The sequence below is a fragment of the Microbispora sp. CA-102843 genome, assembly GCF_050936215.1.
In the GTDB taxonomy this organism is placed as follows: domain Bacteria; phylum Actinomycetota; class Actinomycetes; order Streptosporangiales; family Streptosporangiaceae; genus Microbispora.
Genome location: NZ_JBNJNF010000001.1, coordinates 2,869,276 through 2,895,782, shown reverse-complemented (window position 1 = coordinate 2,895,782; position 26,507 = coordinate 2,869,276). Strand labels below are relative to the sequence as shown.

General features: G+C 74.3%; 22 protein-coding genes. 8 read left to right on the top strand and 14 right to left on the bottom strand.

Annotated features, from left to right (window positions below; translation table 11 throughout):
• Positions 1-78: 78 nt before the first annotated feature.
• Entirely contained in the window at positions 79-1,170 is a 1,092-nt protein-coding gene (locus ACQEVJ_RS13620) for a magnesium and cobalt transport protein CorA (RefSeq protein WP_433100767.1), read from the bottom strand.
• A 157-nt stretch (positions 1,171-1,327) separates the two neighbouring features.
• On the opposite strand from ACQEVJ_RS13620, the gene ACQEVJ_RS13615 reads away from it, so the two are divergent.
• Genes ACQEVJ_RS13615 through ACQEVJ_RS13605 form a run of 3 tightly spaced genes read left to right on the top strand, consistent with a single transcriptional unit; the run spans position 1,328 to position 3,377 of the window.
• Positions 1,328-2,038 carry a M50 family metallopeptidase gene (locus ACQEVJ_RS13615; protein ID WP_433112707.1) on the top strand — a complete coding sequence of 237 codons (711 nt, stop codon included), beginning with the start codon at positions 1,328-1,330 and terminating at the stop codon, positions 2,036-2,038.
• 41 nt (positions 2,039-2,079) lie between these two features.
• On the top strand, positions 2,080-2,838 hold the full coding sequence (locus tag ACQEVJ_RS13610; RefSeq protein WP_433100764.1) for a MerR family transcriptional regulator: 759 nt from the start codon (positions 2,080-2,082) through the stop codon (positions 2,836-2,838).
• The gene (locus ACQEVJ_RS13605; protein ID WP_433100762.1) at positions 2,835-3,377 is read left to right on the top strand and encodes a hypothetical protein; all 543 of its coding nucleotides are present in this window, start codon (positions 2,835-2,837) and stop codon (positions 3,375-3,377) included. The genes ACQEVJ_RS13610 and ACQEVJ_RS13605 overlap by 4 nt, the downstream gene beginning before the upstream one ends.
• A gap of 32 nt (positions 3,378-3,409) precedes the next feature.
• Here the strand turns inward: ACQEVJ_RS13605 and ACQEVJ_RS13600 are convergent, their stop codons facing one another.
• Positions 3,410-4,246 carry a threonine ammonia-lyase gene (locus tag ACQEVJ_RS13600; RefSeq protein ID WP_433112704.1) on the bottom strand — a complete coding sequence of 279 codons (837 nt, stop codon included), beginning with the start codon at positions 4,244-4,246 and terminating at the stop codon, positions 3,410-3,412.
• 57 nt (positions 4,247-4,303) lie between these two features.
• Positions 4,304-5,026 carry a GntR family transcriptional regulator gene (locus ACQEVJ_RS13595; RefSeq protein ID WP_433100760.1) on the bottom strand — a complete coding sequence of 241 codons (723 nt, stop codon included), beginning with the start codon at positions 5,024-5,026 and terminating at the stop codon, positions 4,304-4,306.
• Between the two features lie 159 nt (positions 5,027-5,185).
• On the opposite strand from ACQEVJ_RS13595, the gene ACQEVJ_RS13590 reads away from it, so the two are divergent.
• A complete protein-coding gene (locus tag ACQEVJ_RS13590; RefSeq protein WP_433100758.1) occupies positions 5,186-6,469 on the top strand; it encodes a hydroxyacid-oxoacid transhydrogenase in 1,284 nt (427 codons plus the stop codon).
• Positions 6,470-6,558: 89 nt separating this feature from the next.
• On the opposite strand, the gene ACQEVJ_RS13585 is transcribed toward ACQEVJ_RS13590, so the two are convergent.
• The 3 genes from ACQEVJ_RS13585 to ACQEVJ_RS13575 all read right to left on the bottom strand — a co-directional run bounded on the left by ACQEVJ_RS13585 (position 6,559) and on the right by ACQEVJ_RS13575 (position 12,018).
• Positions 6,559-7,008 (bottom strand): DUF6294 family protein, encoded by a 450-nt coding sequence (locus ACQEVJ_RS13585; RefSeq protein WP_433100756.1) that lies wholly within the window; start codon positions 7,006-7,008, stop codon positions 6,559-6,561.
• A 269-nt stretch (positions 7,009-7,277) separates the two neighbouring features.
• Positions 7,278-10,838, bottom strand: coding sequence for an AAA family ATPase (locus ACQEVJ_RS13580; RefSeq protein ID WP_433100754.1), 3,561 nt, complete (start codon positions 10,836-10,838; stop codon positions 7,278-7,280).
• Positions 10,839-10,917: 79 nt separating this feature from the next.
• Complete coding sequence (locus ACQEVJ_RS13575) at positions 10,918-12,018, bottom strand: exonuclease SbcCD subunit D (RefSeq protein WP_433100752.1); 1,101 nt, start codon at positions 12,016-12,018, stop codon at positions 10,918-10,920.
• Positions 12,019-12,145: 127 nt separating this feature from the next.
• Between ACQEVJ_RS13575 and ACQEVJ_RS13570 the strand changes: the two genes are divergently transcribed.
• Together ACQEVJ_RS13570 and ACQEVJ_RS13565 are read left to right on the top strand one after the other, a co-directional pair.
• Positions 12,146-13,651, top strand: coding sequence for an alpha/beta hydrolase family protein (locus tag ACQEVJ_RS13570; RefSeq protein WP_433100750.1), 1,506 nt, complete (start codon positions 12,146-12,148; stop codon positions 13,649-13,651).
• Positions 13,652-13,750: 99 nt separating this feature from the next.
• Positions 13,751-15,283, top strand: a complete 1,533-nt coding sequence (locus tag ACQEVJ_RS13565) for an LCP family protein (RefSeq protein WP_433100748.1) — start codon at positions 13,751-13,753, stop codon at positions 15,281-15,283.
• Between the two features lie 76 nt (positions 15,284-15,359).
• Here the strand turns inward: ACQEVJ_RS13565 and ACQEVJ_RS13560 are convergent, their stop codons facing one another.
• The gene (locus ACQEVJ_RS13560) at positions 15,360-15,569 is read right to left on the bottom strand and encodes an LmrA/YxaF family transcription factor (protein WP_433100746.1); all 210 of its coding nucleotides are present in this window, start codon (positions 15,567-15,569) and stop codon (positions 15,360-15,362) included.
• Here ACQEVJ_RS13560 and ACQEVJ_RS13555 point away from each other — a divergent pair.
• Positions 15,559-16,389, top strand: coding sequence for an NAD(P)-dependent oxidoreductase (locus ACQEVJ_RS13555; RefSeq protein WP_433100744.1), 831 nt, complete (start codon positions 15,559-15,561; stop codon positions 16,387-16,389). The two genes, ACQEVJ_RS13560 and ACQEVJ_RS13555, sit on opposite strands and share 11 nt — an antisense overlap.
• A 46-nt stretch (positions 16,390-16,435) precedes the next feature.
• Here ACQEVJ_RS13555 and ACQEVJ_RS13550 read toward each other — a convergent pair whose 3' ends face one another.
• From ACQEVJ_RS13550 to ACQEVJ_RS13520, 7 genes are all read right to left on the bottom strand, one after another.
• Entirely contained in the window at positions 16,436-17,431 is a 996-nt protein-coding gene (locus tag ACQEVJ_RS13550) for an enolase C-terminal domain-like protein (RefSeq protein ID WP_433100742.1), read from the bottom strand.
• A 110-nt stretch (positions 17,432-17,541) separates the two neighbouring features.
• Complete coding sequence (locus ACQEVJ_RS13545; RefSeq protein WP_433100740.1) at positions 17,542-18,909, bottom strand: MFS transporter; 1,368 nt, start codon at positions 18,907-18,909, stop codon at positions 17,542-17,544.
• 17 nt (positions 18,910-18,926) lie between these two features.
• Entirely contained in the window at positions 18,927-20,060 is a 1,134-nt protein-coding gene (locus ACQEVJ_RS13540) for a VWA domain-containing protein (protein ID WP_433100738.1), read from the bottom strand.
• Positions 20,060-22,384, bottom strand: a complete 2,325-nt coding sequence (locus ACQEVJ_RS13535; protein WP_433100736.1) for a DUF5682 family protein — start codon at positions 22,382-22,384, stop codon at positions 20,060-20,062. The genes ACQEVJ_RS13540 and ACQEVJ_RS13535 overlap by 1 nt, the downstream gene beginning before the upstream one ends.
• On the bottom strand, positions 22,374-23,441 hold the full coding sequence (locus ACQEVJ_RS13530; RefSeq protein WP_433100734.1) for an ATP-binding protein: 1,068 nt from the start codon (positions 23,439-23,441) through the stop codon (positions 22,374-22,376). The genes ACQEVJ_RS13535 and ACQEVJ_RS13530 overlap by 11 nt, the downstream gene beginning before the upstream one ends.
• Positions 23,438-24,823: a DUF5691 domain-containing protein gene (locus ACQEVJ_RS13525; RefSeq protein WP_433100732.1), complete on the bottom strand. Its 1,386-nt coding sequence runs from the start codon at positions 24,821-24,823 to the stop codon at positions 23,438-23,440. The genes ACQEVJ_RS13530 and ACQEVJ_RS13525 overlap by 4 nt, the downstream gene beginning before the upstream one ends.
• Entirely contained in the window at positions 24,820-25,809 is a 990-nt protein-coding gene (locus ACQEVJ_RS13520) for an SWIM zinc finger family protein (RefSeq protein ID WP_433100730.1), read from the bottom strand. The genes ACQEVJ_RS13525 and ACQEVJ_RS13520 overlap by 4 nt, the downstream gene beginning before the upstream one ends.
• Before the next feature lie 133 nt (positions 25,810-25,942).
• Between ACQEVJ_RS13520 and ACQEVJ_RS13515 the strand changes: the two genes are divergently transcribed.
• Complete coding sequence (locus ACQEVJ_RS13515) at positions 25,943-26,488, top strand: DinB family protein (RefSeq protein ID WP_433100728.1); 546 nt, start codon at positions 25,943-25,945, stop codon at positions 26,486-26,488.
• The last annotated feature ends 19 nt before the right edge of the window (positions 26,489-26,507 follow it).

Here is a 26,507-nt window from a genome sequence, read left to right as displayed (position 1 = left end):
GATCCTCCAACTATCGAGATACATAAACGATATATCTAGATAGTTGGCCCGACAAGGCCGTGCCCGGCCCTGTGCGGCTCAGAGCCAGTCGCGGCGTTTGAAGACCAGGTAGAGCGTGAGGCAGACGACACCCATGAGCACGATCGCCATGGGGTATCCGAGCAGCCAGTCCAGCTCGGGCATGTGGTCGAAGTTCATCCCGTAGATCGTGCCGACCAGCGTCGGGGCGAACAGGATGGCCGCCCACGACGAGATCTTCTTGACCTCGTCGCCCTGGGCGATGCTCGCGGCCGTGAGCTTGGTCATCTCCTCGTTCTGCTGCTGGCTGACGAGTGTGGAGTTGACGACGAGGATGTCCTGGAGCATCTGCCGGAAGCCCGCCACGCGCTCGGTGACCGTGATGGCGTGGTCGGACACGTCGCGCAGGTAGCGCTGCAGCTCCTCGTTCACGCCATATTTGGGCGAGCCCGCGATGAAGCCGTCGAGCATCGGGACCAGCGGGCTGGTCGCCCGCTGGAACTCGATGACCTCCCGCGACAGGCTGTAGATGCGCCGGGGCGCGGCCGGGTCGCCACCGAAGACCTGCACCTCGATCTCGTCGATGTCGTTCTGCAGCCCGGCGACCACCGGCGCGTAGCCGTCCACCACCGCGTCCAGGATCGCGTACAGCACGGCCTGCGGCCCCTGGCGGAGCAGGTCGGGGTCCGACTCCATGCGCCGGCGCACCTTGGACAGGTCGGGGGCCTCGCTGTGCCGCACGGTCAGCACGAAGTCGGGACCGACGAAGACGTGCAGCTCGCCGAAGGCGACCTTCTCGGGCTTGTCGAGGTACTGCGCCGCCCGCAGCACGACGAACAGCGTGTCGCCGTACCGATCGGCCTTGGGCCGCTGGTGGGCGACGATGGCGTCCTCGATGGCGAGCTCGTGCAGGCCGAACTCCTCGGCCGCCTTGATCAGCTCGTCCTCCTCGGGCCGGTAGAGGCCGATCCACGCCATCGCGCTCGGCCGCGAGCGCAGCGAGGCGATCGCGTCGCCCAGCGACAACGGCGAGTCCACGCGCTCGCCGTCCACGTACACGGCGTTGTCGATCACACTCTGCCTGAACGTCTCCGCCTCATCCGCACGGGGATCCATGGAGTGCTCGGGAGCCTGCTCCGGTTTCGTCCTCATCAACCCACTCAATCCGCGCAGTCCACGCATACGCCGCTCAGCCACACGTAGAAGGTAACCGCCAGCGTCGCGCTTACCCCAGCCATACGGACCCAATGCTCAGGCACGGGGACCACGGGCCGGGGCGGCGGGCCGTACGATCTCGGGGGTGAACCCCCTGAACGCCCTGTGGAACCACCTGACCGCCACGCAGATCGCGCCCCCGCTCTGGCTGGTCGTCCTGTCCGGGTTCGCCGCACTCGCCGTCGTCGCTTACCCGGCGTCGTGGCACATCTCCCGCGGCCTGATCACGATCGCGCACGAGGGGGGCCACGCGCTGGTCGCGGTGCTGACCCGGCGCAAACTGCGGGGCATCCGCCTCCACTCGGACACCTCGGGCGTGACGCTCACCAGGGGCAGGCCCACGGGGCCCGGCATGATCGCCACAGCCGCGGCGGGATATGTCGCACCCTCCCTGATCGGGCTCGGGTCGGCCTGGCTGGTCTCCGGCGGGCGGATCACGATGCTGCTGTGGGCCGTGCTCGCGCTGCTGACGTGCATGCTGCTGATGATCAGAAACTTCTTCGGCGCCGTGTCGCTGCTCGCCGTGGGCGGCGCGGTCTTCGCGCTGTCGTGGTTCGCCCCGCCCCACGTCCAGTCGACCTGCGCGTACGCCGCCGCGTGGTTCCTGCTGCTCGGCGGTGTGCGGCCGATCCTGGAGCTGCAGAGCAAGCGGCGCCTCGGCCGCGCCCCTGACTCCGACGCCGACCAGCTCGCCCGGCTGACCCGCGTGCCCGGCACGCTGTGGGTGCTGCTGTTCCTGCTCGTCTCCGCCGCCGCGCTCGTCTACGGCGGCTTTCTCCTCGCCGCGCCCTGGCTATCTCTTTGAGCTGTTGACCTTGCCGCGACGTCAACGTCTCTAATGAGGGCATGCGGATCGGAGAACTCGCCGCGCTGGCCGGGGTGTCCACCCGTACTGTGCGGCACTATCACCATCTGGGCGTGCTGCCCGAACCGCCGAGGCGGGTCAACGGCTACCGCGAGTACGGCCTGCGCGACGCGCTCCGCCTCGCCCGGGCCCGCAGGCTGACCGAGCTGGGCCTGTCGCTGGACGAGGTGCGCGATGTGCTGGCCGGTGACTCCGCCAGGGAGCTGCGGGAGATCCTGCTGGAGCTGGACGCCGACCTCGCCCGGCAGGAGGCGGCGATCCGGGCCAGGCGCGAGCGGCTCGCCGCGCTGCTGAGCGAGGAGTCGCCGTCGCCGGACGGCGCCGTCTCGCCGCGGATGGCCGAGTTCCTGCGGGGCCTCGAACCCGTGCGCGACTCCCCGTTCGCGGCGGCCGACGCCGAACTGCTCGCCCTCCTCGACACGGTGGCCGAGCCCGAGGATCGGGACCGGCTGCTGGAGCTGATGCGGCCCATGACAACGCCGGAGTCGCTGGCGCGGGCCGAGGCGTTGTATCGGAGGCTGGCGGAGCTGGACGGCGCCGACCCCGCCGATCCCCGCGTCGGCGCCCTCGCCGCCGACTTCGCCGCCCACCTGCCCCGCGAACTCGCCGCCGCGCTGGGCGGTGCGATGCCCGGCGCCGACGACCCGTTCGCGGGGGCGTTCCTCGCCGATCTGTCCCCCGCGCAGGCCGAGGTCGTACGGCAGGTCATGGCGCTGCTCTCGGACGAAGCGCCGTCGTGAGGCACGCGGTGAGCTACAGCCGGGAGCAGACGCCCACGATGGCGGCGCTGCTGTTCGTGCTGGTCCTGGAGACCGTGGCCATGGACCTGCTGCTGCGCCGGTTCGGGCTGCCGGACGTGCCGCGCCTGGTGATCCTGGCGCTCGACGCGTCGTCGGCCCTCGGCGTCCTCGGCGTCATGGTGAGCTGCGCCCGCCGGCCGCACACCGTGTCACCGGACGGGCTGCGCCTGCGGTACGGCCGCCTGTTCAGCCTGGACGTTCCGGCGGAGCTCATCGCGTCGGCGCGGATCGACCGCCGCTACGACGAGAAGAGACTCCTGCGCCTGTCGGACGGTGAGCTCGCCCTCGCGGTCTCGGCGCAGACGAACATCGTGGTCGACCTGCGCGAACCGATCGAGGTAGCCCGCCCGCGCCGCCTGCTGGCGGCTGCCGTACGCCCGACGGCCGTCCCGCGGGTGCGGTTCTTCGCCGACGACCCGGCGGCGGCGCTGCGAGCCGTCGCCGCGCTCACCACGGTCACGGATAAGCGCGCTCCCTGACCTGTCGTCCTGGTCCAGGCCCGGCCTGCGGCTCACGACGGCGAGGCCGGTTCCGTCTCGCCGGCCGCGAGGACGGACGCGAGCGCGGCGGCGGTGATGTTGCGGCCCGAGAGCACCGCGACGACCCGTCCGTACGCGGCGACCTTTCCCGCGAGCAGAGCGGCGACCGGTACCGCTCCCGCGCCCTCGGCCACGTATCCACGCTCGGCGGCCAGGTAACGCAGCGCGGCGCGGATCTCGTCCTCGGTCACCGTGACCAGGTGATGCACATATCGCGCGACGAGGCCGACGGTGACCGATCCGGGCTCGATGTTCCCGGCCAGGCCGTCGGCGAGGGTCGGGCCGACCTCGACGGGCACGCGACGGCCCGCGGCGACCGCCGCGGACACGGCGGTGGAGGCCGCGGTCTCCACGCCGACGACGCGTACGTCCGCGCGGCCCGCCGCCCACAGCCCCAGTCCGGAGGCGAGCCCTCCACCGGCGACCGGGCACACCACGGTCAGCGGCCCGTCGAGCTGCTCGTCCAGCTCGTGTCCGATCGTGCCCTGACCCGCGATGACGTACGGATCGTTGTAGGCGGATATGTAGTACCGCCCCGACGCCTCGGCGAGCGCGAGCGCGTGTTCTTCGGCCTCGTCGAAGCTCTCCCCTGCACTCACCAAGTCCACGTTCAGGCGGCGCAGCCGGTCTGCCTTCGCGGCCGAGGCGGTGCTCGGGACCACCACCGTCGCATCGCGGCCGAGCGTCTTCGCGGCGAAGGCGACGCCGAGCCCATGGTTGCCGGCCGACGCCGTCACCACACGTGGTTCGGGGGCGGCGGCCACGGCGTTGAGCGCGCCGCGAACCTTGCATGACCCGGTGGGCTGCAGGCTCGGATCTTGCCCATGCTCTGATCATGTGCGCGGTCCGCTCGACCGTTTGGTCCTTTACGCCGTAGATTCGTCCGCTGCGTCGTGGATGAGGGCGATGTCGGCCGGGTCGGCGGGCTGGCCGTTCTCGGCGGCGGCCTGGGCCACGAGGAGCTCGCCGGTGTGGGCCACATGGCCGCGCATCGCCGCGGCGGCGGCGTCCGGGTCGCCCCCGAGGACGGCGACGAGGATCGGCTCGTGCTCCGCGGCGACGTCCGCCAGCGAGCGGGAGCGGTCGACAGTGGAGGCGCCCAGCGTCACCGTGGCGTCCCTGAGCCCGGCGACGACCTCGGCGAGCCGCCGGTTGGCCCCCGCGGCGAGGATCGCGTCGTGGAACGCCCGGTCGTGCCGCATGAACCGCGGCTCGTCGTGGTCGGCCGCCGCGGCGCGCATCGCCTCCAGCTCCTCGCGCAGCACGCGGGCGAGGCCGGGACCGGCGTGGCGGGCCGCCCGCCTGGTCGCCGGCATCTCGAGCAGCAGCCGCAGGTGGAACACCTCGGCGATCTCCCGGGGGTCGCGGCGCAGCACGCGGAAACCCCGGCTCCGCTCGAAGCGCACCAGGCCTGCCTCCGCCAGCCGGAGCATCGCCTCGCGTACGGGGGTGCGGGAGACGTTGAGCTGCTCCGCCAGCCGATACACCGAATACAGCTCTCCGGGCCGCAGCTCTCCCGAGTGGATGGCTTCCCTGACCGCCTCGATGACCTGCTCGGTGAGACTGGACGTGCCGGCGACCGCTCGCACCGTCTGACCACCCTCCGGAGGGTCGTGGGCCCGCCCGCGTACGGCGGCGCATTGACATGCAGCATGCTACATGCCAGGTTGCCCATCGGGTATGCAGCGCGCCGCGTAGGCCCCCGGGTCTGTGCCCTCATGACCGCCGCGAGTGAAAGGCCAGCGATCGTGATCGTCCCGAGCAACCCCGAGTCCGTCTTCACGTACGGCGCGCCCGCGCTGAAGTTCGGCCCCGGCGCGTCCGCCGAGATCGGCTTCGACCTCGGGCAGTACGGCGTGCGCCGCGTGCTGGTGCTGACCGACGCCGGCGTCGCGGCGACGGGCGCTCCGGCGCGGATCGCCGAACAGATCGCCGGGTTCGGCATGCACGCGGAGGTGTACGACGGCGTGCGCGTCGAGCCCACCGACGAGAGCCTGATCGCGGCGATCGGGCACGCCCGCGCGAGCGGCCCGTGGGACGCCTTCGTGGCGGTCGGCGGCGGGTCGAGCATCGACACGGCCAAGGCCGTCAACCTGCTGACGACGAATCCGGGCGAGCTGATGGACTACGTCAACGCGCCGATCGGCGCCGGCCGCGCCCCCTCCCGGCCGCTCAAACCGCTGGTCGCGGTGCCCACGACCACGGGCACCGGCTCGGAGAGCACCACGATCTGCGTGCTCGACGTGCTCGGGCTGAAGGTCAAGACGGGGATCAGTCACGCCCGCCTCCGCCCGGTGCTGGCCGTCGTGGACCCGGACCTCACGATGACGCAGCCGCCCGAGGTGACCGCCGCGGCGGGGATGGACATCCTCTGTCACGCCCTGGAGAGCTACACCGCCCGGCCGTACACCTCATACGAGCGGAGGCGGCCGGAGGAGCGCGTGCCGTACTGCGGGTCGAACCCGGTGGCGGACATGTGGTCGGAGCAGGCGATCCGGCTGCTCGCCGGCTCGTTCCGCGCCGCCGTACGGCACGGCGACGACGCGGAGGCGAGGGGCGCGATGGCGCTGGCGGCGACGTTCGCGGGGCTCGGGTTCGGCAACGCCGGCGTGCACATCCCGCACGCCAACGCCTATCCGATCGCCGGCCGGGTTAAGGACTTCCACCCGCGCGGCTATCCCGGCGGCGAGCCGATGGTCCCGCACGGCATGGCCGTGGCGCTGACCGCGCCGGAGGCGTTCCGGTTCACCTTCGAGGCGGACCCGGCGCGGCACCTGCGCGCGGCCGAGTTGCTCGATCCCTCGGCGGTGAAGCCGGACGAGCCGGCGGAATTCCTGCCCGGCGTGCTGACCGCGCTCATGCGCGACGTCGGCATCCCGAACGGCACCGGCGGCGTGGGATACGCGGAGGCCGACGTGCCGGCGCTGGTGGAGGGGGCGATGAAGCAGCAGCGGCTGCTCACCACCTCTCCAAGGCCCGTGCGGGAGGAGGACCTCGCCGGCATCCTGACCCGGTCGCTCGCTCTCTGGTGAGCCCGGCGCGTCCGGCCGCGAGGCGCCACGCGCCGAACCCCTCCCCGCGCTCCCTGCGAGGTGGAAGCGGCCGAGGAATGTGGACGTCCTCAGCAGTGCTTGCTCAGCGACATGCCCTTGATCAGGGGGTACAGGCTGGGGTCGAACCGGCCCTCGGCCAGCCATCGATACTTCCGCGGCCAGGCGAGGGGCAGGTTCTTGACGAACTTGGTGCTGGTGCTGCCGGGTATGCGTATGTCGGCGAGCAGTGCGCCGTTCTCGTCCTTGAGATGCGCCCACATCAGCCAGGCGTCGTCACCCGACAGACTGGTGAGCGTGGCGTCGAACCGGGCCGTGCCGTCCGGATAGAGAGTCCATGTCGGGGCCGTCCAGCCGGCGCCGCCGCTGTACATCGTGCAGTCGCCCGCGGTCGAGCCGTTCTTCCAGGTGAACGTCTTGGAGGCGGCGGACGCATTGGCCGTCCCGGTGGGGAGCGCCAGGCCGAGGGCGAGGGCGCCCACGGTGACGACCATGACCGTGCTCCTGCGGATGCTCTTCATGACGCGCTCACCTCTCATCGGCGGCTGTGCCGCTCGGCCGGTCAGGCGGAGCCCCGTGATGGATTCCGCGGGCCTCACAAGCCGTTGATAGGGCCGCACGGTTGCAGAGTGCTTGACCTTCTCTTGCCCGTGACCGCTCTTGCCCGTGACCGGGCAAGAGCGCCGCAGGCGGGGAGGTCACCGCCCGCCGGGATGTGGGCGTCGTGCCGGCGGGGCGCCTCGGGACCCACGACAGGCGGAACCGCCGGAGCCGTGAGGAGAAGCGCGGGTCAGCGGTGCGACAGGATGGAGCCGGAACGCCCCTTGATCACGCGGAGCTGCGCGGGGATGCGCACCCGAAGCTCGGCGACGTGGCTGACCACGCCGACGGCCCGGCCGCCCTCGCGCAGGCCGTCGAGGATGTCGAGCACGTCGTCGAGCGTCTCGTCGTCGAGGGTGCCGAAGCCCTCGTCCACGAAGAGGCTGCCGATCTCCGCGCCGCCCGCCTCGGCGGTCACCACGTCGGCCAGGCCCAGCGCCAGGGCGAGCGAGGTGATGAAGCTCTCGCCTCCGGAGAGCGTGGCCGGGTCGCGTTCCACGCCGGTCCAGGCGTCGAGCACGCGCAGGCCCAGCCCGCCGCCCGACCGGCCCCGGTCGCCCGCGGACCGGTTCAGGTCGTGCCGCAGCAGGTAGCGCCCGCTCGACATGCGGTCGAGGCGCTCGTTCGCCGCGTCGACGACCTGGCGGAGGCGCTCGCCCAGCACGTACGCCGACAGCCTCATGTGCCACCGGTTGTCGCCGGACGTGCCGGTCGCCAGCTCGGCGAGCCGGCGCGCCAGGCGGTGCCGCTCCTCGGCGGGCCGGTAGGCGCGCAGCGCGGCGTCCAGTTCACCGGCGAGCCCCGTGAGCTGGTCGAGCCTGCCCTTCGCCCGGTCGCGCGCCGAGGTGCGGGCGGCGTGGTCCCGCTCGGCCCGCTCGTGGCCGGCCTCCAGCTCCGGCAGGTCCGCGGCGGGCTCGGCCGCCGCCGCGACCAGTTCGGGATCGGCGAGCAGCCCCTCGACCGTGGCCCGCTCGGCGTCCAGGTGTCCCAGCCGCTCGGACATCGCCTCCCGGTCCTCGGGCGTGCGCACGGCGGCCGCCGCGTGCTCCGCGCTCGCGAACCCCTCGCCGGTGGCGGCCCTGGCCGCCTCGGCCCGCGCCGTCTCGCTCTCGCGGTCGGCCGCGGACGCCGCGGACGCCGCCTCGGCGGCCTCCCTGAGCAGGTCCGCCTCCTCGTTCAGCCGGTCGAGGCGGGCGGCGAGCGAGGTGTCCTCGCCGCGGGCGGCGTCGATCACCTCGGCCAGCCTGCGCTCGTCGGCCTCCAGCCTGTCGCGGTGCGCGCGCGCCTCGGCGAGCGCCGCGCCGGTGCGCGCGGCCCGCGCGCCCAGCTCTTCAAGCTCGGCCGCGAGCCGGGTGGCGCGGGCGGCCAGCTCCTCCTCGGCCGCGGCCAGGGACCGGGCCCGTTCCAGGTCCGCCTTCGCCGTCTCGAGGTCGCCCTCCAGACCTGCGGCGAGCCGCTCGCCCTCGGCCAGCAGGGCGTCCCGCCTGGTCCTGGTCTCGGTCAGCAGGCCGGTCAGCTCCACGGCCCGGTCGCGGGCCGACTCCAGCTCCGCCGCGAGCCGCCCGGCCTCCGCCTCGGCCGCCGCGACCGCCGTCTCGGCCGCGCGCAACCGCGACAGCTCCTCGCGGGCCTCCGCGAGGGCGGCGGACGCGTCCTCCTGGGACAGGTCCGCGGCGCGCGCCGCCGCGTCCCCGAGCCGCGACGAGAGCGCGGCGACGGTCGTCTCCGCCTCCTCGCGGGCCCGCTGCGCGGCCTCGAACGCCTCCTGCGCCGCCTGCTCGTCGTCCGCGGTCGCGGCCCGTCCGGCGGGCGCGGCGGGACGGGGGTGTTCGGTGGCACCGCAGACGGCGCAGGGCTCCCCGGCCACGAGCCCCGCCGCCAGCTCGGCGGCCATGCCCTCGATCCTGGCCTGGCGGACCTCCTGCAGCCGGTCGCGGCGCTCCTGGGCCAGGTCGACGGCCGCGCGCCGGTCGTGCTCGGCCTCCCCCAGCTCGGCGGTCAAGGCGTCGCGCAGCCGCGCGGCCTCCAGCCGCTCCCCCGCCAGATGGGCGGCGGCCTCCAGCGCGGGCACGCGCGCGGCCATGTCGCGTAAGCCCCTGAGCCGTTCCTCGGCGCCGGCCAGCAGCCCCGGCAGCTCGGCCTGCGCGGCCCGTGCCCGCGCCTCGTCCTCGGCGAGCCGCGTCAGTTCGCCGTCCAGCAGCGCGGCCTGTCCGGTGACCTCCCGCAGCCGCAGCGCGGCGTCCCTGACGGCCGTCAGGCCCGGCAGGCTCGCCATCGCCGTACGTGCCCGGGCGAGCCGTTCCTCGACGTCGAGCCGCTCGGCGGGCAGGTCCGCCTGCCGCCGCGTCAGCTCCGCCTCCTCCTCGGTCAGCTCCGCCAGCCCGCGTTCCGCGTCCGCGCGCTCGCTCCGCACCTGCCGCAGGCGCGCCTCCTCCGGGAGGATCTGGCGCACCCGGGCGACCTCGTCGCGCCGCTCCCGCTCCAGCACGGCCAGCCGCTCCGGGTCCGGCCGCTCTGTGTCCAGCCGATCCAGGTCCGGCCGCTCCGGGTCCATCCGCTCCGGGTCCATCCGCTCCGGGTCCAACCGCTCCGGGTCCGGTCCCCGCACCTGCCACACGGCGTCGCCGGCGTCCTCCCACGCGGCGCCCGGCCACCGCGCGCCCGAGTCCGCAGGCGTTTGCGCACCGGTGCGCGATGCCGCGTGGCCGGGAAGCGCGCGGAGCGCGGCGTCGGCGGCCACCCGCCGCGCCTTGGCGGCGGCCTCCGACCGCTGGCCGGCCTGCCGGATCAGCGGCGCCACCCGGTCGGCCCGCGCGGCCTCGTCGAGCATCGCCTCCAGGTCCGACCGCTCGTCCGCCGCCGCGTCGAGCTCCTGCCGCCGGGCGAGAGCGGCGGCGTGCCTGCGCTGCCGGTCGGCAAGGGCCCGGCCTTCCTCCAGGCGGGCGCGGGCCGACAGCAGCGCCTTCTGGCTCGCCGCGCCGGCCGCGACCGCGTCCGCGAGCGCGCCGCGGGCGAGGCCGAGCACCTCCCCCGCCCAGGCCGCGGGCTCCTCGGCGTTCTCGGGCAGCGGCAGGTCGTCGCCCGCCGCGCCGCGCATGCGGTCGAGCACCGACTCGACCCGCTGGCCCAGCTCCTGCTCCTCCCGCCACGTACGCGTGCGGTGGTCGGCCAGCCACCGCTCCACGTCGCTGAACACGCGCACCGAGAAGAGCCGCTCCAGCAGCTCCCGCCGCTCCTCGCCGCCGGCCCGCAGGAACTTCGCGAACTCGCCCTGCGGCAGCATCGCGACCTGGCAGAACTGGGCCGCGGTCATGCCCGTCAGCGTGTTCACGAAGTCGCCGGCCTCGTCGCTGCGGGTGCTCCGCACGATCCACTGCCCGCCGGGCTCGGTCAGCTCCTCGATCCTGGCCTTCGCCTTCTCCTCGATCAGGCCCGAACCCCTCAGCTTCGGCCGCATCCAGGCGGGCGAACGGGTGATGCGCAGGCGCCTGCCCCGGATCGTCAGCTCCAGCGTGACCGACGGTCCCCGGTCGGGCGGCGCGTGGTCGCAGCGCAGGCTCCGGGCGCTCTCCCGCTGGCCGGGCACCCTGCCGTACAGGGCGTAGCAGACGGCGTCGAGCACGGTCGTCTTGCCGGCGCCGGTCGGCCCGTGGATCAGGAACAGGCCCGCCTCGCCGAGCGCGTCGAAGTCGACCTCCTCCGTCCCGGGGAACGAGCCGAACGCGACCAGGCGCAGCCGATGCAGCCTCACCGGACCTCCTCACACGTCCGCGGGCCGGGCCCGCACTCCCGCCCGGCCGCCTCGCCCCGGAGCGCGGCGGGCAGGCCACTCACGCGCTCTCCTTGATACGGCATGCCTCGACCGCCTCCTGCAGCAACCGCCGCTCGTCGTCGTCCGCGGGCTCACCGCGGACCTCCCGGACGAAGTCGAGCGCCACCTCGATCTCGGCCCGGCCGGCGATCCTGGCCCGGCCCGCCGGTCCCTCCGCCACGCCATCCGGCTGGAAGGCGAGCGCCAGCGTGTGCGGGAAGCGCCGCCTCAGGCGCTCCATCGCCTCGCGCGGCCGCACCGGATCGGTCAGCGTCACCTGCAGCCAGTGGTCCTCGTACCGATCGAAGCGGCCGTCGGTCAGCAGGTCGTCGATACGGCCCCGCACCGTGCTCACCGGCCGGGGCACGGGGGCGGGGACGAACTCCGTCCGGCCCGTGTCGAGATCGGCCAGCCAGGAGCCCTTGGTGTGGCCGGCCTCGGAGAAGGAGTAGGCGATCGGCGACCCGCTGTAGCGGACCGTCTCGCTCATCACCTGACGGCCGTGCAGGTGACCCAGCGCCACGTAGTCGACCCCGGAGAACGCGCCCAACGGCACGTGCGAGACCCCGCCGACGCTGATGTCCCGCTCGCTGTCGCTGGCCTCTCCCCCGGTGACGAACGCGTGGGCGAGCACGACCTTGCGCGCCGCAGGGTGCGCCCGCACGCGGTCCATCGCGTACGTGACGGCGGCGGTGTGGCTGCGCTCGGCCAGCTCCCACGGCCCCCTGACCAGCTCGGGCTCGAGGTAGGGGATGCCGAAGAACGCCACGTCGCCGATCACGACCGGCTCCCAGGCCCTGGCGGGGTCGGTGCGCAGGTGCACCCGCTCCATGAGGTCGGCGCCGAAGCCGAGCCGTACGGCGGAGTCGTGGTTGCCGCTGATCAGCACGGTGTGCACGCCGAGAGACTTGAGCCTGGCCAGCGCCTCGTTGCACAGCGCGACCGCGTCGACGGGAGGCAGGGCCCGGTCGTAGACGTCGCCGGAGACCACCACGACGTCCACGCGCTCGGTCCGCACGGTCTCGACCAGGTGGTCGACGAACGCGGCCTGGGCGCCGAGCAGGCTCTCGCGGTGGAACGACCGGCCGAGGTGCCAGTCGGAGCTGTGCAGGACACGCATGTCGCAGCAAGCTAACAGGTCCCGCCGACAAACACGGCCCCAACCGCCCCTCTGGTGCACGACGCAAAGGAGGAGTAATGACTTAGCCTGGATTCGGTATCGCGAGTACGCATGGGGGAGCGGCCTCATGAACGTCGGCCGGGGCACTCTCGGGGTGATCGCCGGTGTGCTGATGGTGGTGCTCGCCGCCGTCGGCCATCTGCTCTCCCCGCCGGCCTTCGACCCCCCACCTCTGTCCACTTCGCCCCAGTTTCGCGACCTACCTTCCCAGTCCGCCGCCGAAGTGCGGGCAGTGGCCCGCACCGACCGGTTCCGTACCGAGACGCTGCTCGTGCCGGCGAAGAACGAGACGCTGAAGGCGACGATCAGGGCGCCCCTGTCCCCGGGACGCCATCCCGCGATGGTGTTCGTGCAGGGCTCGGGGTCGGGCGACGGCGGGGAGTTCGCCCAGCAGGCCGAGTGGCTGGCCCAGGCGGGCATCGTCACGCTCGCGTACGACAAGCGGACGGTGGGCTACTCCTTCCGCAGCCGCGACTTCGGCCTGCTCGCCGACGACGCCCTGCGCATGCTGCGGGTGCTGCGCGGACGGCCCGACGTCGACCCGGCGCGGGCCGGCCTGTGGGGCGTCAGCGAGGGCGGCTGGGTCGTCCCGATCGCCGCCGCGCGCGATCCGCAGGCCGCGTTCGTGGTGCTGGTCTCCTCTCCGAACGTCTCGCCGCTGCGCCAGGTCGCCTGGGCGCTGAACGAGCAGCTGCTGCGCCTGCACGCCCCGAGCGGCGTACGCGACCTGCTCACCCGGGCGATGGGCGGGGTCGGCTTCGACTTCCTGCGTTACGACGGGGTGCCCGCCCTGCGCGGGATCACCCAGCCCGTCCTGGCGCTGTACGGCACCGACGACCCGTCGATCCCGTTCGTGGAGAGCACCGAGACGCTCACCGGCGCGCTGGCCCGGGGCCGCAACACCGACTACACGATCCGCTTCCTCGCGGGGGCCGACCACGCCATGCGGATCCGCGGCGGCCCGTACGCGGCGGACTACCTGCCCACGCTGGCGAACTGGATCAAGGACCTGCCGCGTACGGCCAGGCCCTCGGTGGCGATCGCGGGGGCGACGCCGGTGCAGCGCTTCGAGGCTGCCGACGTGCCGGCCGCGCCGTGGTGGGGGGGCAGCACGATCCTGTGGCTCGCGCTCTGCCTGGCCGCGGTCGGCTACGTCGCGGCGCCGGTCACCGAGATGGTCGTCCGGCTGCGCGGGCGCGACCTGCGGCTGCAGGCCAGGATGGAGGCCACGGTGCAGCTGTGGCCGGCCATCCGGCGGCGGTTGCGCAGGATGGCCTGGACCGGCCTCGGGGAGCTCGCCGCCGTCCTGGCGTTCATCACGCTCATCGTGCTGTTCTCGGTCAACCAGGCCGGCGCCTGGCCCGCCGTACAGGCCGGATGGCTGGTCGTACGCCTGCTCGCCATCGTGATGCTCGTGCAGACGGTCACGACGTTCGCGGCGGTGATCGGCGGCCTGCGGGACGGCTGGGAGCCGACGCCCTGGCAGAAGAGCGTGCTCGCCGGCGTGCTGGGCGGGACCGCGCTGCTGCTCCTGACCGCCGCCTACTACGGCCTGTTCGCGTTCCCCTGGTAGGTCGAGCCCCAGGTCGAGTCTCGGTCAAATGCCGGTATGGACTGCTCCGGCTCGGGCCGGTCACGGGCTTTCGGCGGCCGGTGTCGCTTCAATTGACGCGTGGTCACCCCTGATCTGGCACCCAGGAACGGCGCCCCGCCGGCGACGCGTCGCAGCGGGCCGGCGTTCAGAGCCGCCGCGCTCATCGGCTGGGTGGCACTGTCGGCGGTGCTGCCCGGCGCGGCGCACCTGCGAGTGGGCCGGTGGCGCACCGGGCTGCTCCTGCTCGGCGGCTACCTGACCGTGGTCGCCTGCGTCGCGGGCGTGGCCGTCGGCGCCGACGCGGGCCTCGCCGGACGCGCACTGGGCTGGCTGGGCCAGATCTCATTGGTGTTCGCGGCCTGTGCCGTCGCCTGGTTCTCGCTGGTCATCCGCTCGTACGTCGTCCTGCGTCCCGGGCGGCTGCCCCGCAAGGGGCAGATCCTCACCGGGCTGGTCGCGGGCGTGCTCGCGGTCGTCGTCGCGGTGCCGTTCGCGATCGCCGCCCGGTATGTCCGCCTGTCCGAGCAGACCCTCGACTCGCTGTTCGCCGCGCCGGGCGCGGCCGGCCAGGCGGGCAGCGGTGTACGCCCGGACGACCCGTGGGCGGGCCGCGACCGGGTCAACGTGCTCCTGCTCGGCGGCGACTGGGGCGACAACCGGATCGGGATGCGCACCGACAGCATCAACGTCGCCAGCGTGGACGTGCGGACCGGCAACACCGTGCTGCTCGGCGTGCCCCGCAACCTGGAGCATGTCCGATTCCCCCCGGGCAGCCCCATGGCCGCCCGGTTCCCCTTCGGTTTCCAGCTTCCGGAGTATCGCCCCGGCTGGCGCGAGGACCTGCTGTTCTCGGTGTGGCAGTACGCCGAGGACCACCCCGAGCTGTTCGGCGGGCGGCGGCACATGGGCGCCGAGGTACTCAAGGAGACGGTCGGCCACATCCTGGGCCTGCGGATCGACTGGTACGCGCTGGTCAACATCTGGGGTTTCGCGAAGATGATCGACGCCCTCGGCGGGCTCGTGGTGTCGGTGGACCGCGACATCGTGTACGGCCTGCACAACGAGGGCGTCGTCAAGGCGGGCACCCGGCGGCTGAACGGCGCCGATGCGCTGTGGTACGCCCGCTCCCGCACCTTCAGTGACGACTTCGACCGGATGCACCGGCAGCGATGCGTCCTCGGGGCCCTGCTCTCCCAGGCCGACCCGGCCACGGTGCTGACGCGGTTCACCGAGATCGCGGCGGCCACCCGCAGGATCGTCCGCACCGACGTGCCCCGGCCCATGCTGGAACACCTGGTGCCGCTGGCCTGGAAGGTCAAGCACGCCGCGATCACCAGCCTGCAGTTCGTGCCGCCCCTGATCAACACCGCCTATCCCGACTGGGACCGGATCCGGCTGCTCACGGCCAGGGCGATCCGCGCCTCGGTCCACACCCAGGCCGGCCCTTCCGCCACGCCGTCCGGCTCCTCGCCCGCGCCCTCACCCGCTCTGGGGCCGCACCGGCACCGGCACTCCCCGACGCCCTCCCCCACGCCGGTGCTCTCGCCGCCGGGGACGCCGAGCCCGATCGACGACGGCTGCGGGGCGCCGCCCACGGCGATGGCGCGCTGAGCCCGTCTCCTCTCGTCCCCGGCGGTGACCGTACGAGGGCGGCGGGTGAGGACACTCCGCACACCGGGCGCGAGGCTCAGCTCCGCGCCTCGTCCCGGCGTTCCGCGACGCCCGCCTCGTACGACCCGACCAGGCGGGCCAGCTGACGGCCCGCCGCGCGCAGGGGCTCTTCGCTGCGGTGGACCTGGGCTGTCACTTCTGCGCCTTCCAGCGTGCTGATGACCGTGGTCGCCAGGTCCCGCGCGTCATCATCGCCGAAGCCCGCGTGCAGCAGCTTGTCGTACACCAGCCGCTCCCAGCCTCGCGAGGGCCACCCGGTCACCGTCTGGAACCGTACGGCGTCCCGCGCCGAGGCCCTGGTCGAGCAGGGTGCCGTACTCGCCGGGACCGTCGAGGAGGCGCTGACCGCCGGCGACCTGGTGATCCTGAGCCTCACCGACTACGACGCGATGTACGCCGTGCTCGAACCGGCCGCGCACGCGCTGAGCGGCCGTGTGCTGGTCAACCTCAGCTCCGACACCCCGGAGAAGACCCGGGCGGGGGCCCGCTGGGTGGCCGGGCACGGCGGGGTCCACATCACCGGCGGGGTCACCGTGCCGCCGTCGGGCATCGGCGAGCCCGAATCGTCCACCTTCTACAGCGGCCCGCGGGCGCCTTTCGAGGCCGCCCGCCCCACCCTCGAAGTCCTGACCCGTACGGACTTCCGGGGTGAGGACCCCGGGCTGGCCGCGCTGTTCTACCAGATCGGCATGGTGATGTTCTGGACGTCGATGCTCAGCTACTGGCAGGCCATCGCGCTCGCCGACGCCAACGGCCTCACCGCCGCGGACATCCTGCCGCACGCCATCGAGACCATGGCGTCGATGCCGGGCTTCCTGGCCTTCTACGCGGCACGCATCGACGCCGGCAGGCACGACGGCGACGTGGACCGCCTGGCCATGGGCGCCGCCAGCGTCGAACACGTTCTGCACACCAACGCCGACGCGGGCGTCGACACGACCCTTCCGGCCGCCGTCGCCGACCTGTTCCGGCGTGGGATGAACGCCGGACACGCGACCGGCAGCTTCTCCAGCCTCGTGGATCTGATGAAGAAGCCGGCGGCGTGACCCGGCGGCCGGTGGGGACCTCCGAGGCTCGCCTCCGGCATCACCGTCAGACGCGGAACGACTCGCGGGCCATGCGGCGCACCCGGTCCTCGTCCACCGTGTGCCCGAGACCGGGCTGGGTGAGCGGCACGGCGACGACCCCGCCGGACGCGCCGACCGGAGGGAGCACCACCTGGGCGCTGCGCGGCGGCTCGGCCACGTCGCTGGGCAGGGAGCAGCCCGGCAGGCTGGCGACGGCGACGGTCGCGGCCCGGGCCAGCCCCGCGCCGAGGCCGCCCGCGCAGACGATGTCCCACCCGGCCTCCACCGCGCGGTCGTGCGCCCGCCGTACGGCGCCGAGCGAGCCGAACTTCGCGGGGCGCAGCAGCAGTGCCCGCCCCGCGTTGAGGTTCACCGCCTCGTCGAGCTCGGGCACGGAGGTCACCTCGACCGCGACCGCGGCCGACACCCGGTCCTGCAGGTCGGCACTGGTCAGCAGGTCCTTGAAGGGGCGTTCGATGGCCACCACCCCGTAGGCGTCCAGCGCCTCCAGCTGCTCGATCTCGGTGTAGGCGCCGCGCCCGTCCACCGCGATGGCCAGGGCGGGGTAGGCGGCGCGCACGGCGCGCAGCGGCTCGACGTCCCAGCCGGGGTGGACGTCCAGCGTCACGTGCCCGTAGCCCGCGCAGACGTGCCGGTTCACCCGGGCGACCATGCTCTCCAGGGAGCGGTCCGCCGCCAGCCTGACGGTCGCGATCAGCGACGTGCGGGTGCCGCCGAGGGCGTGGGCGAGCGGGACGCCGTTCATGCGGCCCCACAGGTCCCAGCAGGCCATGTCGCCGGCCGCGCCGCCGGGGATCTCCCCCAGATCCGACGGGTGCTCCCAGTCGAGGCCGATGAGCGCGGGCAGGGCCCGCTCCAGCGGGCCTGCCTCGGCGGGATCGACCGCCTCGCCCCAGCCGACCATGCCGCCGTAGTCCGTGATCTTTATCAGGACGGTCTCCGGACGCCTGCCGTACGGCAGGGTCATCCTGAAGACCTCCAGCTCCCGGACTCGCGGCACTCGGATCCCCTCGCTTCTTCCCCTGAGTCCCGCCTGGAGGCCGCCCCGGCGGCGCCTCGGGGGCGCTGCGTCCGGCCGGCCCGCTCCACGGCGGGGATCTCCGGGATTCCCTAGACCTCCATGGTGCCCGCTTCGCGGCGGTGCTCGAAACGGCCGCCGACGAGCGTGGCCGTGCCCGCCATGACGACGAGCAGGCCAAGGCACGTCAGATAGACCCACGGCAGGCCCCCGTTCGCGGCGAGCAGCGCGCCGGTGAGCGAGACGGCGAGGACCGAGAAGACCGACTCGCCGACGCTCAGCGACGCGCTGTTGCGGCCCTCCTCCCCCGGTGCCGACAGCTCCAGGACCAGCACGGACAACGTCGGGAAGACCATGCCGATGCCGAGCCCGGCCACCACCCAGCCCGCGAACACGACGAGGACGGGCACGGCGGGGATGACGGCGAACGCGGTGACGCAGATCCCGGTGGCGACGAGCGTCGCGCCGAGGCGGATGGCCAGCGCCCGCGCGTGCGGCGTGCGGCCCTGGATCCACGAGCCGAGCGACCAGGCGAGCGACCCCCCGGTGAGCGCGAGACCGGCCTCGGCGGCGTTCAGCCCCCGCTCCTGCACCAGCATCAGCGGGACGAACACCTCGGCGGCGAAGAACGACCCGGCGGCCAGGCCGCGCAGCGCGACCACGGTGGGCAGGCCCCGGGCGGCGCGCAGCGTCCCCTTGGGCAGCAGCCTCGGCAGCGTCAGCGCGAGCACCGCCAGCCCGGCCACGACCAGGGGGATGCCCGCGCCCGCCGCGCCGCTGCCGTACTGCAGCAGGGCCGCGCCGATCGCGGCGCACACCCCCCAGGCGAACCTGGGCAGGAAGGCCCGGCCCATCGGCTCCCTCGGCTGCCCGGCCGCCGGGGGCAGGCCGCGCCACATGATCAGCGCGGCGGGGACCGACAGCACCGCCACGCCCAGGAAGATCCAGCGCCAGTTCCAGGTCTCCGCCACGAAGCCGGTGACGGCCGGGCCGACCACGGACGGCAGCACCCACGCCGCGGCCAGCGCGGAGAACACCCGCGGGTGCATGGCGGAGGGGTACGCCTGGGCGACGAGGACGTACAGCGCCACGTTGAACAGGCCGCCGCCGAGTCCCTGGAGGAAGCGCCCGACGAGGAAGACCTCCATGGCGGGCGCGAACCCGGACACGGCCAGCCCGGCGACGAACCCCGCCACTCCCGTCCACAGCGCGGGGAACGGCCCGCGCGCGTCGCTCCAGCGCCCGCCGACCACCGTGGCGATGACGTTGGCCGCCATGCCGCCGCTGAACGCCAGGCCGTACAGGTGGTAGCCGTTCAGCTCCCGGCCGATCAGGGGCATCGCGGTGGCCACCGCGAGATATTCGAACGCCACGAGCATCACCAGGGCCACGATTCCGACGCTCAGGGCGCGATATCGCTGGCTGAAGACGGCCGGGGCGGCGGTCATTACCGAAGACATGATACGGACATTACAAATCACCGTCCTTGCACGGAAATGCGACCTTGGTCGTAGGACCGGCGCTCGATGGCGGCCGCCATGAGACCGGGGAAGGCGTCCGGTGTGCAGGCGAAGGCCGGGACGCCCATCGCGGCCAGCGCCGCCGCGTTGTCGCGGTCGTACTGCGGCGCCCCCTCGTCCGACAGCGCGAGCAGCACGATCACCTGGACCCCGGCGGCGGTCATGGCGGCGATCCGGCGCAGCATCTCCTCCCGCGGCCCGCCCTCGTACAGGTCGCTGACCAGCAGGAAGATCGTGTCGGCCGGCCGAGTGACGAGGTCCTGGCAGTAGGCCACCGCCCGGTTGATGTCGGTGCCGCCGCCGAGCTGGGTGCCGAACAGCACCTCGACGGGGTCGCGCAGCCGGTCGGTCAGGTCGGCCACGGCCGTGTCGAAGGCCACGAACGAGGTCTTGAGCGAACGCATCGTGGCGAGCACCGCGGCGAAGACGCCCGCGTACACCACCGAGGCGGCCATCGAGCCGCTCTGGTCGACGGCCAGCACGACCTCCCGCTGCACGGCCCGCTGCCCGCGGGCGTACCCGACCAGCCGGGACGGCACGACGGTCTTCCGCTCCGGGAGGTAGTTGCGCAGGTTCGCCCGGATCGTGCGGTTCCAGTCGACCTCGGCCGCCCTCCTGGGCCGGTGGGTCCTGGCCGAGCGGTCGAGCGCGCCGCCGACGGCCGTCAGCGTGCGCCGCGTCAGCCGCGCCTCCAGCTCCCGCACGACCGTGCGGACGACGGCCCTGGCCGACTCTCGGGCCCGCTCCGGCATCAGCCGGCCCAGCGACAGCAGCGTGCCCACCAGGTGCACGTCGGGCTCGACGGCCTCCAGCATCTCGGGCTCCAGCAGCAGCCGGGTCAGGTCGAGCCGCTCGATGGCGTCCTTCTGCATGACCTGCACGACGCCGGCGGGGAAGTATTCCCTGATGTCCCCCAGCCAGCGGGCCACCCGCGGCGCGGACGCGCCGAGGCCGGCGCCGCGCCGCTCCTGCCCGTCGTAGAGGGCCGTGAGAGCGGCGTCCATCCGGGCGTCCGCTCCTTCCAGCGTCCCCTCCGCCGCGCCGCCCAGCACCAGCCGCCAGCGCCGCAGCCGCTCGTCCTCGCCGTCCATCAGGGCCTCCCGCCCGTCTCGCGTCCCAGGATCTCGCGCACGGTCCGCACGGCCCCGGCCGCCAGCCCGTCGTCCCAGTCCGCCCCCACGTCGCCGCCCGGCTCGGAAGAGCCCAGCGCGGCGCCGGAGCGGACCCGCCGGCCGATCATCCGCCGCTCCGGCGCAGGGAACGCCCCGAACGTGCGCCGCAGCAACGGCAGCACGTCCACGAACGCCTCGGGTGACAGGCCGGTCAGCCAGACGTCCACGGTGGCGAGCAGGCGCGGATCGTGAACGAGCAGCAGGCCGCCCCCGGACAGGAAGCCCTCCATCCAGGCCGCCGACCGGGCCGGGGGGCTGCCGGGCGACATCGACCGCGCCATGCGGGCGGCCACATCGTCCTCCAGGGCCTCGGCGTCGAACAGGATCCGCACGATCCGGCCGTCGAGCAGCCCCGGCAGGTCGTCGCGCCGGGCGATCCCGGCCAGCGTCGTGAGCCACCGGCCGCTGCCCATCAACCCGGCCGCGGTGTGGACGCCGTCCATCAGCGCCGCCATCTCGCGGGCCGCGTCCTCGTCCAGCCCCGTCAGGGCGGGGGACAACCCGGCGCAGATCCGCGCGAGCATCGACTCGGTGACACCCGCGAGGCCCTCGGTGCCGCGCACGTCCCCGTACCGGCGGGCCCGCACGAGCGCGGGCAGCGCCCCCATGAGGTGGCGCACCTCGCCGTCGAGCGCCGCCCGGTCCTCGATCCGCCCCAGGACGTGCGGCAGCGCGTCCGGCAGGTGGGCGAGCAGGCAGCGCTCGACCAGCGCGGCCAGCTCGGGCAGGCCCGCGCCGCCCGCGAGGTCGCGGACGCGGGCCGTCGCCGCCGCCTCGACCGTGATCCCCCACACGGCGGCCTCGATGAGGGCCACGTCGAGCTCTGGGCGCCACTCCAGCGACCAGGACTCCTTGAACGTCCCCTTGCTCCGGGCCCGCCGGGGCGTCCCCCAGGGCACGTCCAGCAGGGCGAGCCGGTGCAGCAGCCGGCTGCGGCCGAGGTCGAGCGGCCTGCGCAGGTCGAGGTCGTGCTCCCCGGCCAGGGCCTCCGGCTTCATGCGGAGCCGCCGCTGCTCCTCGCGCAGGTCCCGCCGCAGCGGCACCATCGGCGTGGCGTCCGGCACCCGCCCGAGCCGCTCCCCCACGACCATCCGCCGCTGGACCAGCTCGACCGGCAGCTCGTCGCCGCCGCACAGCACCGCCCTGACCGCCTCGGTGACCTCCGACAGCCCGGCGAGCGGCCTGCCGCGCAGCGCCGCCAGTCCCTCGGCCAGCCGTACGGCCTCGATGACGTGGGCGGAGGAGACGGGCAGGTCCTCCTCGCGCAGGATCGCGGCGGCGCGGGCGAGCCAGCGCTCCACCGGGCGGTCGGGCGCCGTGAACAGGTGCTCGTACCACCCGGGCGCGGCGACGCCCGCGCCGTAGCCCGCGCCCGCGGCGAGCCGCCCGTGGGTCCACGGCACCCACGTCATCTCGACCCTGACCTTGGGCAGGCCGCGCAGCAGCCGCTCGTCCTCGGCCGCGGAGGGCAGGCGGCCGGGCCCGTCCGGCGCGTCCGGGCCGGGCCCGCGGGCGCGGCCTCCGGACAGGGACAGCGCGAGCGGGGCCAGCGCGGGCAGGTGCCAGGCCCCGCAGACCACCGCGATCCGGGCGAAGCCCTCCCGCGCCGCCTTCCGCAGCGTCCTGCGCATGTACGCCTCGCGCCGGGCCTCGACGCCCTCGGCGACGTGCCCCTCGCGCACGGCCCGCATCGCCTCGGCGACCACGTCGAGCGTCCCGGCCTCGCCCCGGTGCTCGACCATGTCCTCCCACCACCGCTCCGGGTCGTCGTACCCCGCCGCGCGCGCCAGCTCGCCGATGGGATCGCGGCGTACGGGGTCGGCGTCGAGCGCGAGACCGTGCGCGGCGGGCAGGTCGCAGAACCGCGCCTCGACGCCCGCCCGGGCGGCGTAGGAGATCGCCTGCCACTCGGGCGAGAACTCCGCGAACGGCCAGAAGGCGGCCCGCGGCGGCTCCCCCGGCACGTAGGCCAGCAGCGCGACGGGCGGGCGCATGCCGGGGTCGGCGGCGAGCGCCACCAGGCCGTCGGCCTCGGGCGGGCCCTCGACGAGCACCAGGTCGGGCCGGATCCTGTCCAGTTCGTCACGCACGGCCCTGGCCGATCCCGGCCCGTGGTGCCGCACCCCGAGCACCGACAAACCCAGCACCGACAGACCCGGCACCGGCACCTCCGGCACCTCCGGCCCGCCCTCGCCGCCCGGGACCCGGCCGGACGAGGCGCCGGCGGCGATCTCAGCCGGCATCGCGGCAGGCCCGGTAGAAGTCGCGCCAGTCGTCGCGGTCGCGGACGACCGTCTCCAGGTACTCCTGCCAGACCACGCGGTCGGACACCGAATCCTGGACCACCGCCCCCACGATGCCGCCCGCGACGTCGGCCGGGCGCAGCACGCCGTCCCCGAAGTGGGTGGCGAGCACGATCCCGTTGGTGACGACCGAGATGGCCTCCGCCGTGCTGAGCGTGCCGCTGGGCGACTTGACCTTGGTCCGCCCGTCGGAGGTCACGCCCGCGCGCAACTCCCGGAAGACCGTCACCACGCGGCGGATCTCCTCCATCCCGGTCACGGTCTCCGGCAGCTCCAGGGAGCGGCCGAGCTGCGCCACGCGCCGGGCCACGATGCCGACCTCCTCCTCCGTGGTGGCGGGGACCGGCAGCACGACGGTGTTGAACCGCCTGCGCAGCGCGCTCGACAGGTCGTTGACCCCGCGGTCGCGGTCGTTGGCGGTGGCGATGACGTTGAATCCCTTGGCCGCCTGCACCTCCTCCCCCAGCTCCGGGATCGGCAGCGTCTTCTCCGACAGCACGGTGATCAGGGCGTCCTGGACGTCGGACGGCATGCGGGTGAGCTCCTCGACCCGGGCCAGCCGTCCCTCCGCCATCGCGCGCATGACCGGGCTCGGCGTCAGCGCCGCCCGGGAAGGGCCCTCCGACAGCAGCCGCGCGTAGTTCCACCCGTAGCGGACGGCCTCCTCCGCCGTGCCGGCCGTGCCCTGCACGAGCAGGGTCGAGTCGCCGCTGATCGCCGCGGCGATGTGCTCGGACAGCCAGGTCTTGGCCGTGCCGGGCACGCCGAGCAGCAGCAGCGCCCTGTCGGTGGCGAGCGTCGCCACCGCGACCTCGACGATCCTGCGCGGGCCGATGTACTTCGGCGTGATCTGGCCGCCGTCCCCCAGCACGTAGGTCGTCACCGCCCAGGGCGACAGCCGCCAGCCGGGCGGGCGCGGCCGGTCGTCGGTCTTCACGAGGATCGCCAGCTCGTCGGCGAACTGGTCCTCCGCGTGCGGGCGCAGAACGCTGGTCATGCGAGCTCCTTGAGCATGTCGAAGCGGAACCGCAGGGTCGCGGCGAGTTCGGGGACCTCCCCGGCGTGCTCGTGCATCACGGGGTCGAACCGCTCCCCCGCCAGCCGGATCAGCTCGCCGGCGTTCCACGGCTGCGTCCGCGTGGTCTCGACGATCTTCTTGAGCACGGCCCTCGCCAGACGGTGTCCCCACGGCCGCGGCACGCCGCCCAGCATCATGACCATCTGGCCGTCCACCGGGTGGCCCGCCACCAGCTCGGCCGCCCGGTGGGACCGCTCCTCCGGCGGGAGCACGGCCAGCAGGTCGGTCAGCGGCTCGGCCTCGAACAGGGCGCGCGCCCACGTCGCGTCCCGCTGCAGGATGGCGGCACGGGTCCAGCCCATGCGGACCTCCCGCTCCCAGTCGCCGACCCGGGCCCCTGCGATCTCGGCCGGCGGCATGCCGAGGTGAGCCGGCCAGAACGACAGCGGCGTGTGCGCCACCACCTGCTGCAGCCACCAGCCCCGCGTCTCCATCCCTGCGGGTGGCCGCGCCCTGACGCCGTCGCGTTCCATCGCGCCGTCGCAGGCCGGCGGCGGCTCCGCCCGGAGCCCGGAGCCGTTCCTGGTCACGAACCGGCGCGCCCGTGCGGTCATGCGAAGGGCCAGCCGCGACCGCGGCAGGCGGGTGAGGAGGTCGGCGGCGGCCTGCCGCACCTCGCGGCGCCGGTCGTCGAGCACCGCCTCCAGGAACGGCTCGTCGGCCATGCCGAGGCCGTCGGCGAGGATCGTCACGAAGACGGCCCGGTCCTCCGGCGTCTCCTCGCTCCAGCCGCGTTCCAGCAGTTCCCGCGCGCCAGCGGGGTCGCGGCGCCGCAACGCGGTCAGGAAGGCGCGCCTGTCGCCGCTCGTGCCGAGCTCCCACACCTCGCCGGGCGGCACGTGTGCCGGCTCGGCCAGCAGGTACGCCCAGGCGGAGTTGAGACCGGCGAGCCAGCGGCCCCGGGCTCCGGTGACCGCCCCCACGCACGCGCGGATCGACCGGTCCCGCGCCCCGAGGTCGAGCAGCCCGGGGATCATCTCGGCCGGGACCCGCACCCGCCGAGCGGCGGCCGTCTCCAGCCACTCGGTCAGCAGCCTGCCCTGCTCACCGGCGAGCATCCGGGCCAGCCGGTCCGCGGCGGCGCCGGGCACGGGCGGCAGAGTCTCCGCCGCCGCGGGGGCCGGCGACCTGGCCCTGCCCGGCCGCCGCCCCGCGCGCATCCGGACCACCTGCTCGGCGGCCCGCTCCAGCAGGCTCTCCGGCGGGACGGCGCGGCGGTCGGCGCCCACCAGCGCGGTGGACACCAGCTCCTCCCACGAATCCCGCCCGGCCTCCCACCCGCTGGGAACGGCCCGCGTCATAACCGCACCACCCCGCCCTCCTCGTCCCAGGCCGTCAGCGGGAGCAGCCCGCGCGGCGTCCATTCGGCGGCGACCGTCACCGGCCGCCCGCCGGAGACGGCCAGCAGCCGCCACGGGACGCCCGCGGACGGGTGCAGCGGCAGCGCGTTCCCCTCGTCGTCCGCGAGGCCGTCCGGGCAGGGGACGGCTCCGTCGAGCACCAGCGGCCAGGAGTCGGTCCATGGATCGGCCGCGAGCACCTCCGCGATCAGCGCGGGCACCTGGGAGACCTTCGTCCCCGGGGGCGGCCCCGCGTCGACGAGGTTCCGCCGCTCGGCCACCAGGGCGCGCAGCGGCGACGCCCCCGGGTAGAAGGTCAGGTCGGCGTCGACCGTCGTGCCCGGCGGCGGGAACGACTCGAGCGGCTGCCCGACCGGCGAGAACGACAGCACCATCGCCAGGCGGCCCGTCATACGCCCCGCCAGCCACACGCGCCGGGCGACCAGCCGGTCCTGCTCCTCGTCCCGGCTGCCGACGACGTCCCAGTGGTCCCGCACCGCGGGGGTGGCCAGGACGGACTCCCTGGTGACGGGGAAGCCGACCCGCGCCCGCACGGTCTGCCGCAACGGCTCGGGCAGCGCGGCGGCGCGGCGATGGGCGACCGCGAGCAGATGAAGCAGCGCGTACTCCCCGAGCAGGAGGCCCGGCCAGTCCTCGGCGCCGAGCACCCGCGGGAGCCGGGTGACCGTCCCCGCCGCACCCGGCGCCTGCGCGTCGACCAGCCGCCTGGCGAGGTCGTCCCAGTCGGCCGGCCCCGTCTGGCGTGCCTGCGCCAGCCCATGCCCGATCTGGTCGGCCAGCCACCGCTCCAGCTCGGACAGTCCCGCGGCGACCCTGCTTTCCCGCTGCTCGGCCTGGGTGCGCCTGGCCGCCGCCCGGCCACCGGCCTCGGCGCCGGCTCGGGCGCGGCCTGCCTCGGCGTCGCCCGTGTCTCGGGTCGCGGCCATGCCCCACCGTTCCTTCACGCGCCGCACAGTAGCCACGCGCTCCGACAAAACCGGGCCCGGACGCGAACGGCCGCCGCACCGGCCGGGAGGGCGGTGGGCGGAACTGTCGGGGGTGTCTGGCAGGGTCGGGCCCATGAGCGAGATTCCCGAGGCGAACTACTCGAAGAAATGGGACGAGGATTCCCGGTCCGCCCCTCCCCTCGTGGGCGACGAGCGGGAGATCCTCACGGCCTTCCTCGACTGGCACCGCGAGACGTTCGCGCTGAAGTGCTCGGGCGTCCCGAAGGATCGGCTGTCGGACAAGGCGGTGCCGCCGTCCGGGCTCAGTCTCCACGGGATCCTCCGGCACCTCGGGGGCGTGGAGCGGTGGTGGTTCCGCATCCAGTTCGCCGGCGAGGACGTCCCGCTCCTTTATTACTCGGACGACGACCCCGACCAGGACTTCGAGGATCTGGACGGGGACGTCGACGAGGCGTTCGCCGTGTGGCGGGCGGAGTGCGAGCGCTCCCGCGAGATCGTGGCCGCCGCCCGCTCACTGGACGAGACCGGTGTCCACCGCGCCACCGGACAGCCGATCTCGCTGCGCCGCGTCCTGGTCAACATGATCGCCGAGTACGCGCGCCACAACGGACACGCCGACCTGCTCCGCGAGCGGATCGACGGTGCCACCGGCCAATGAGGACACGTGCCGGGCGGTC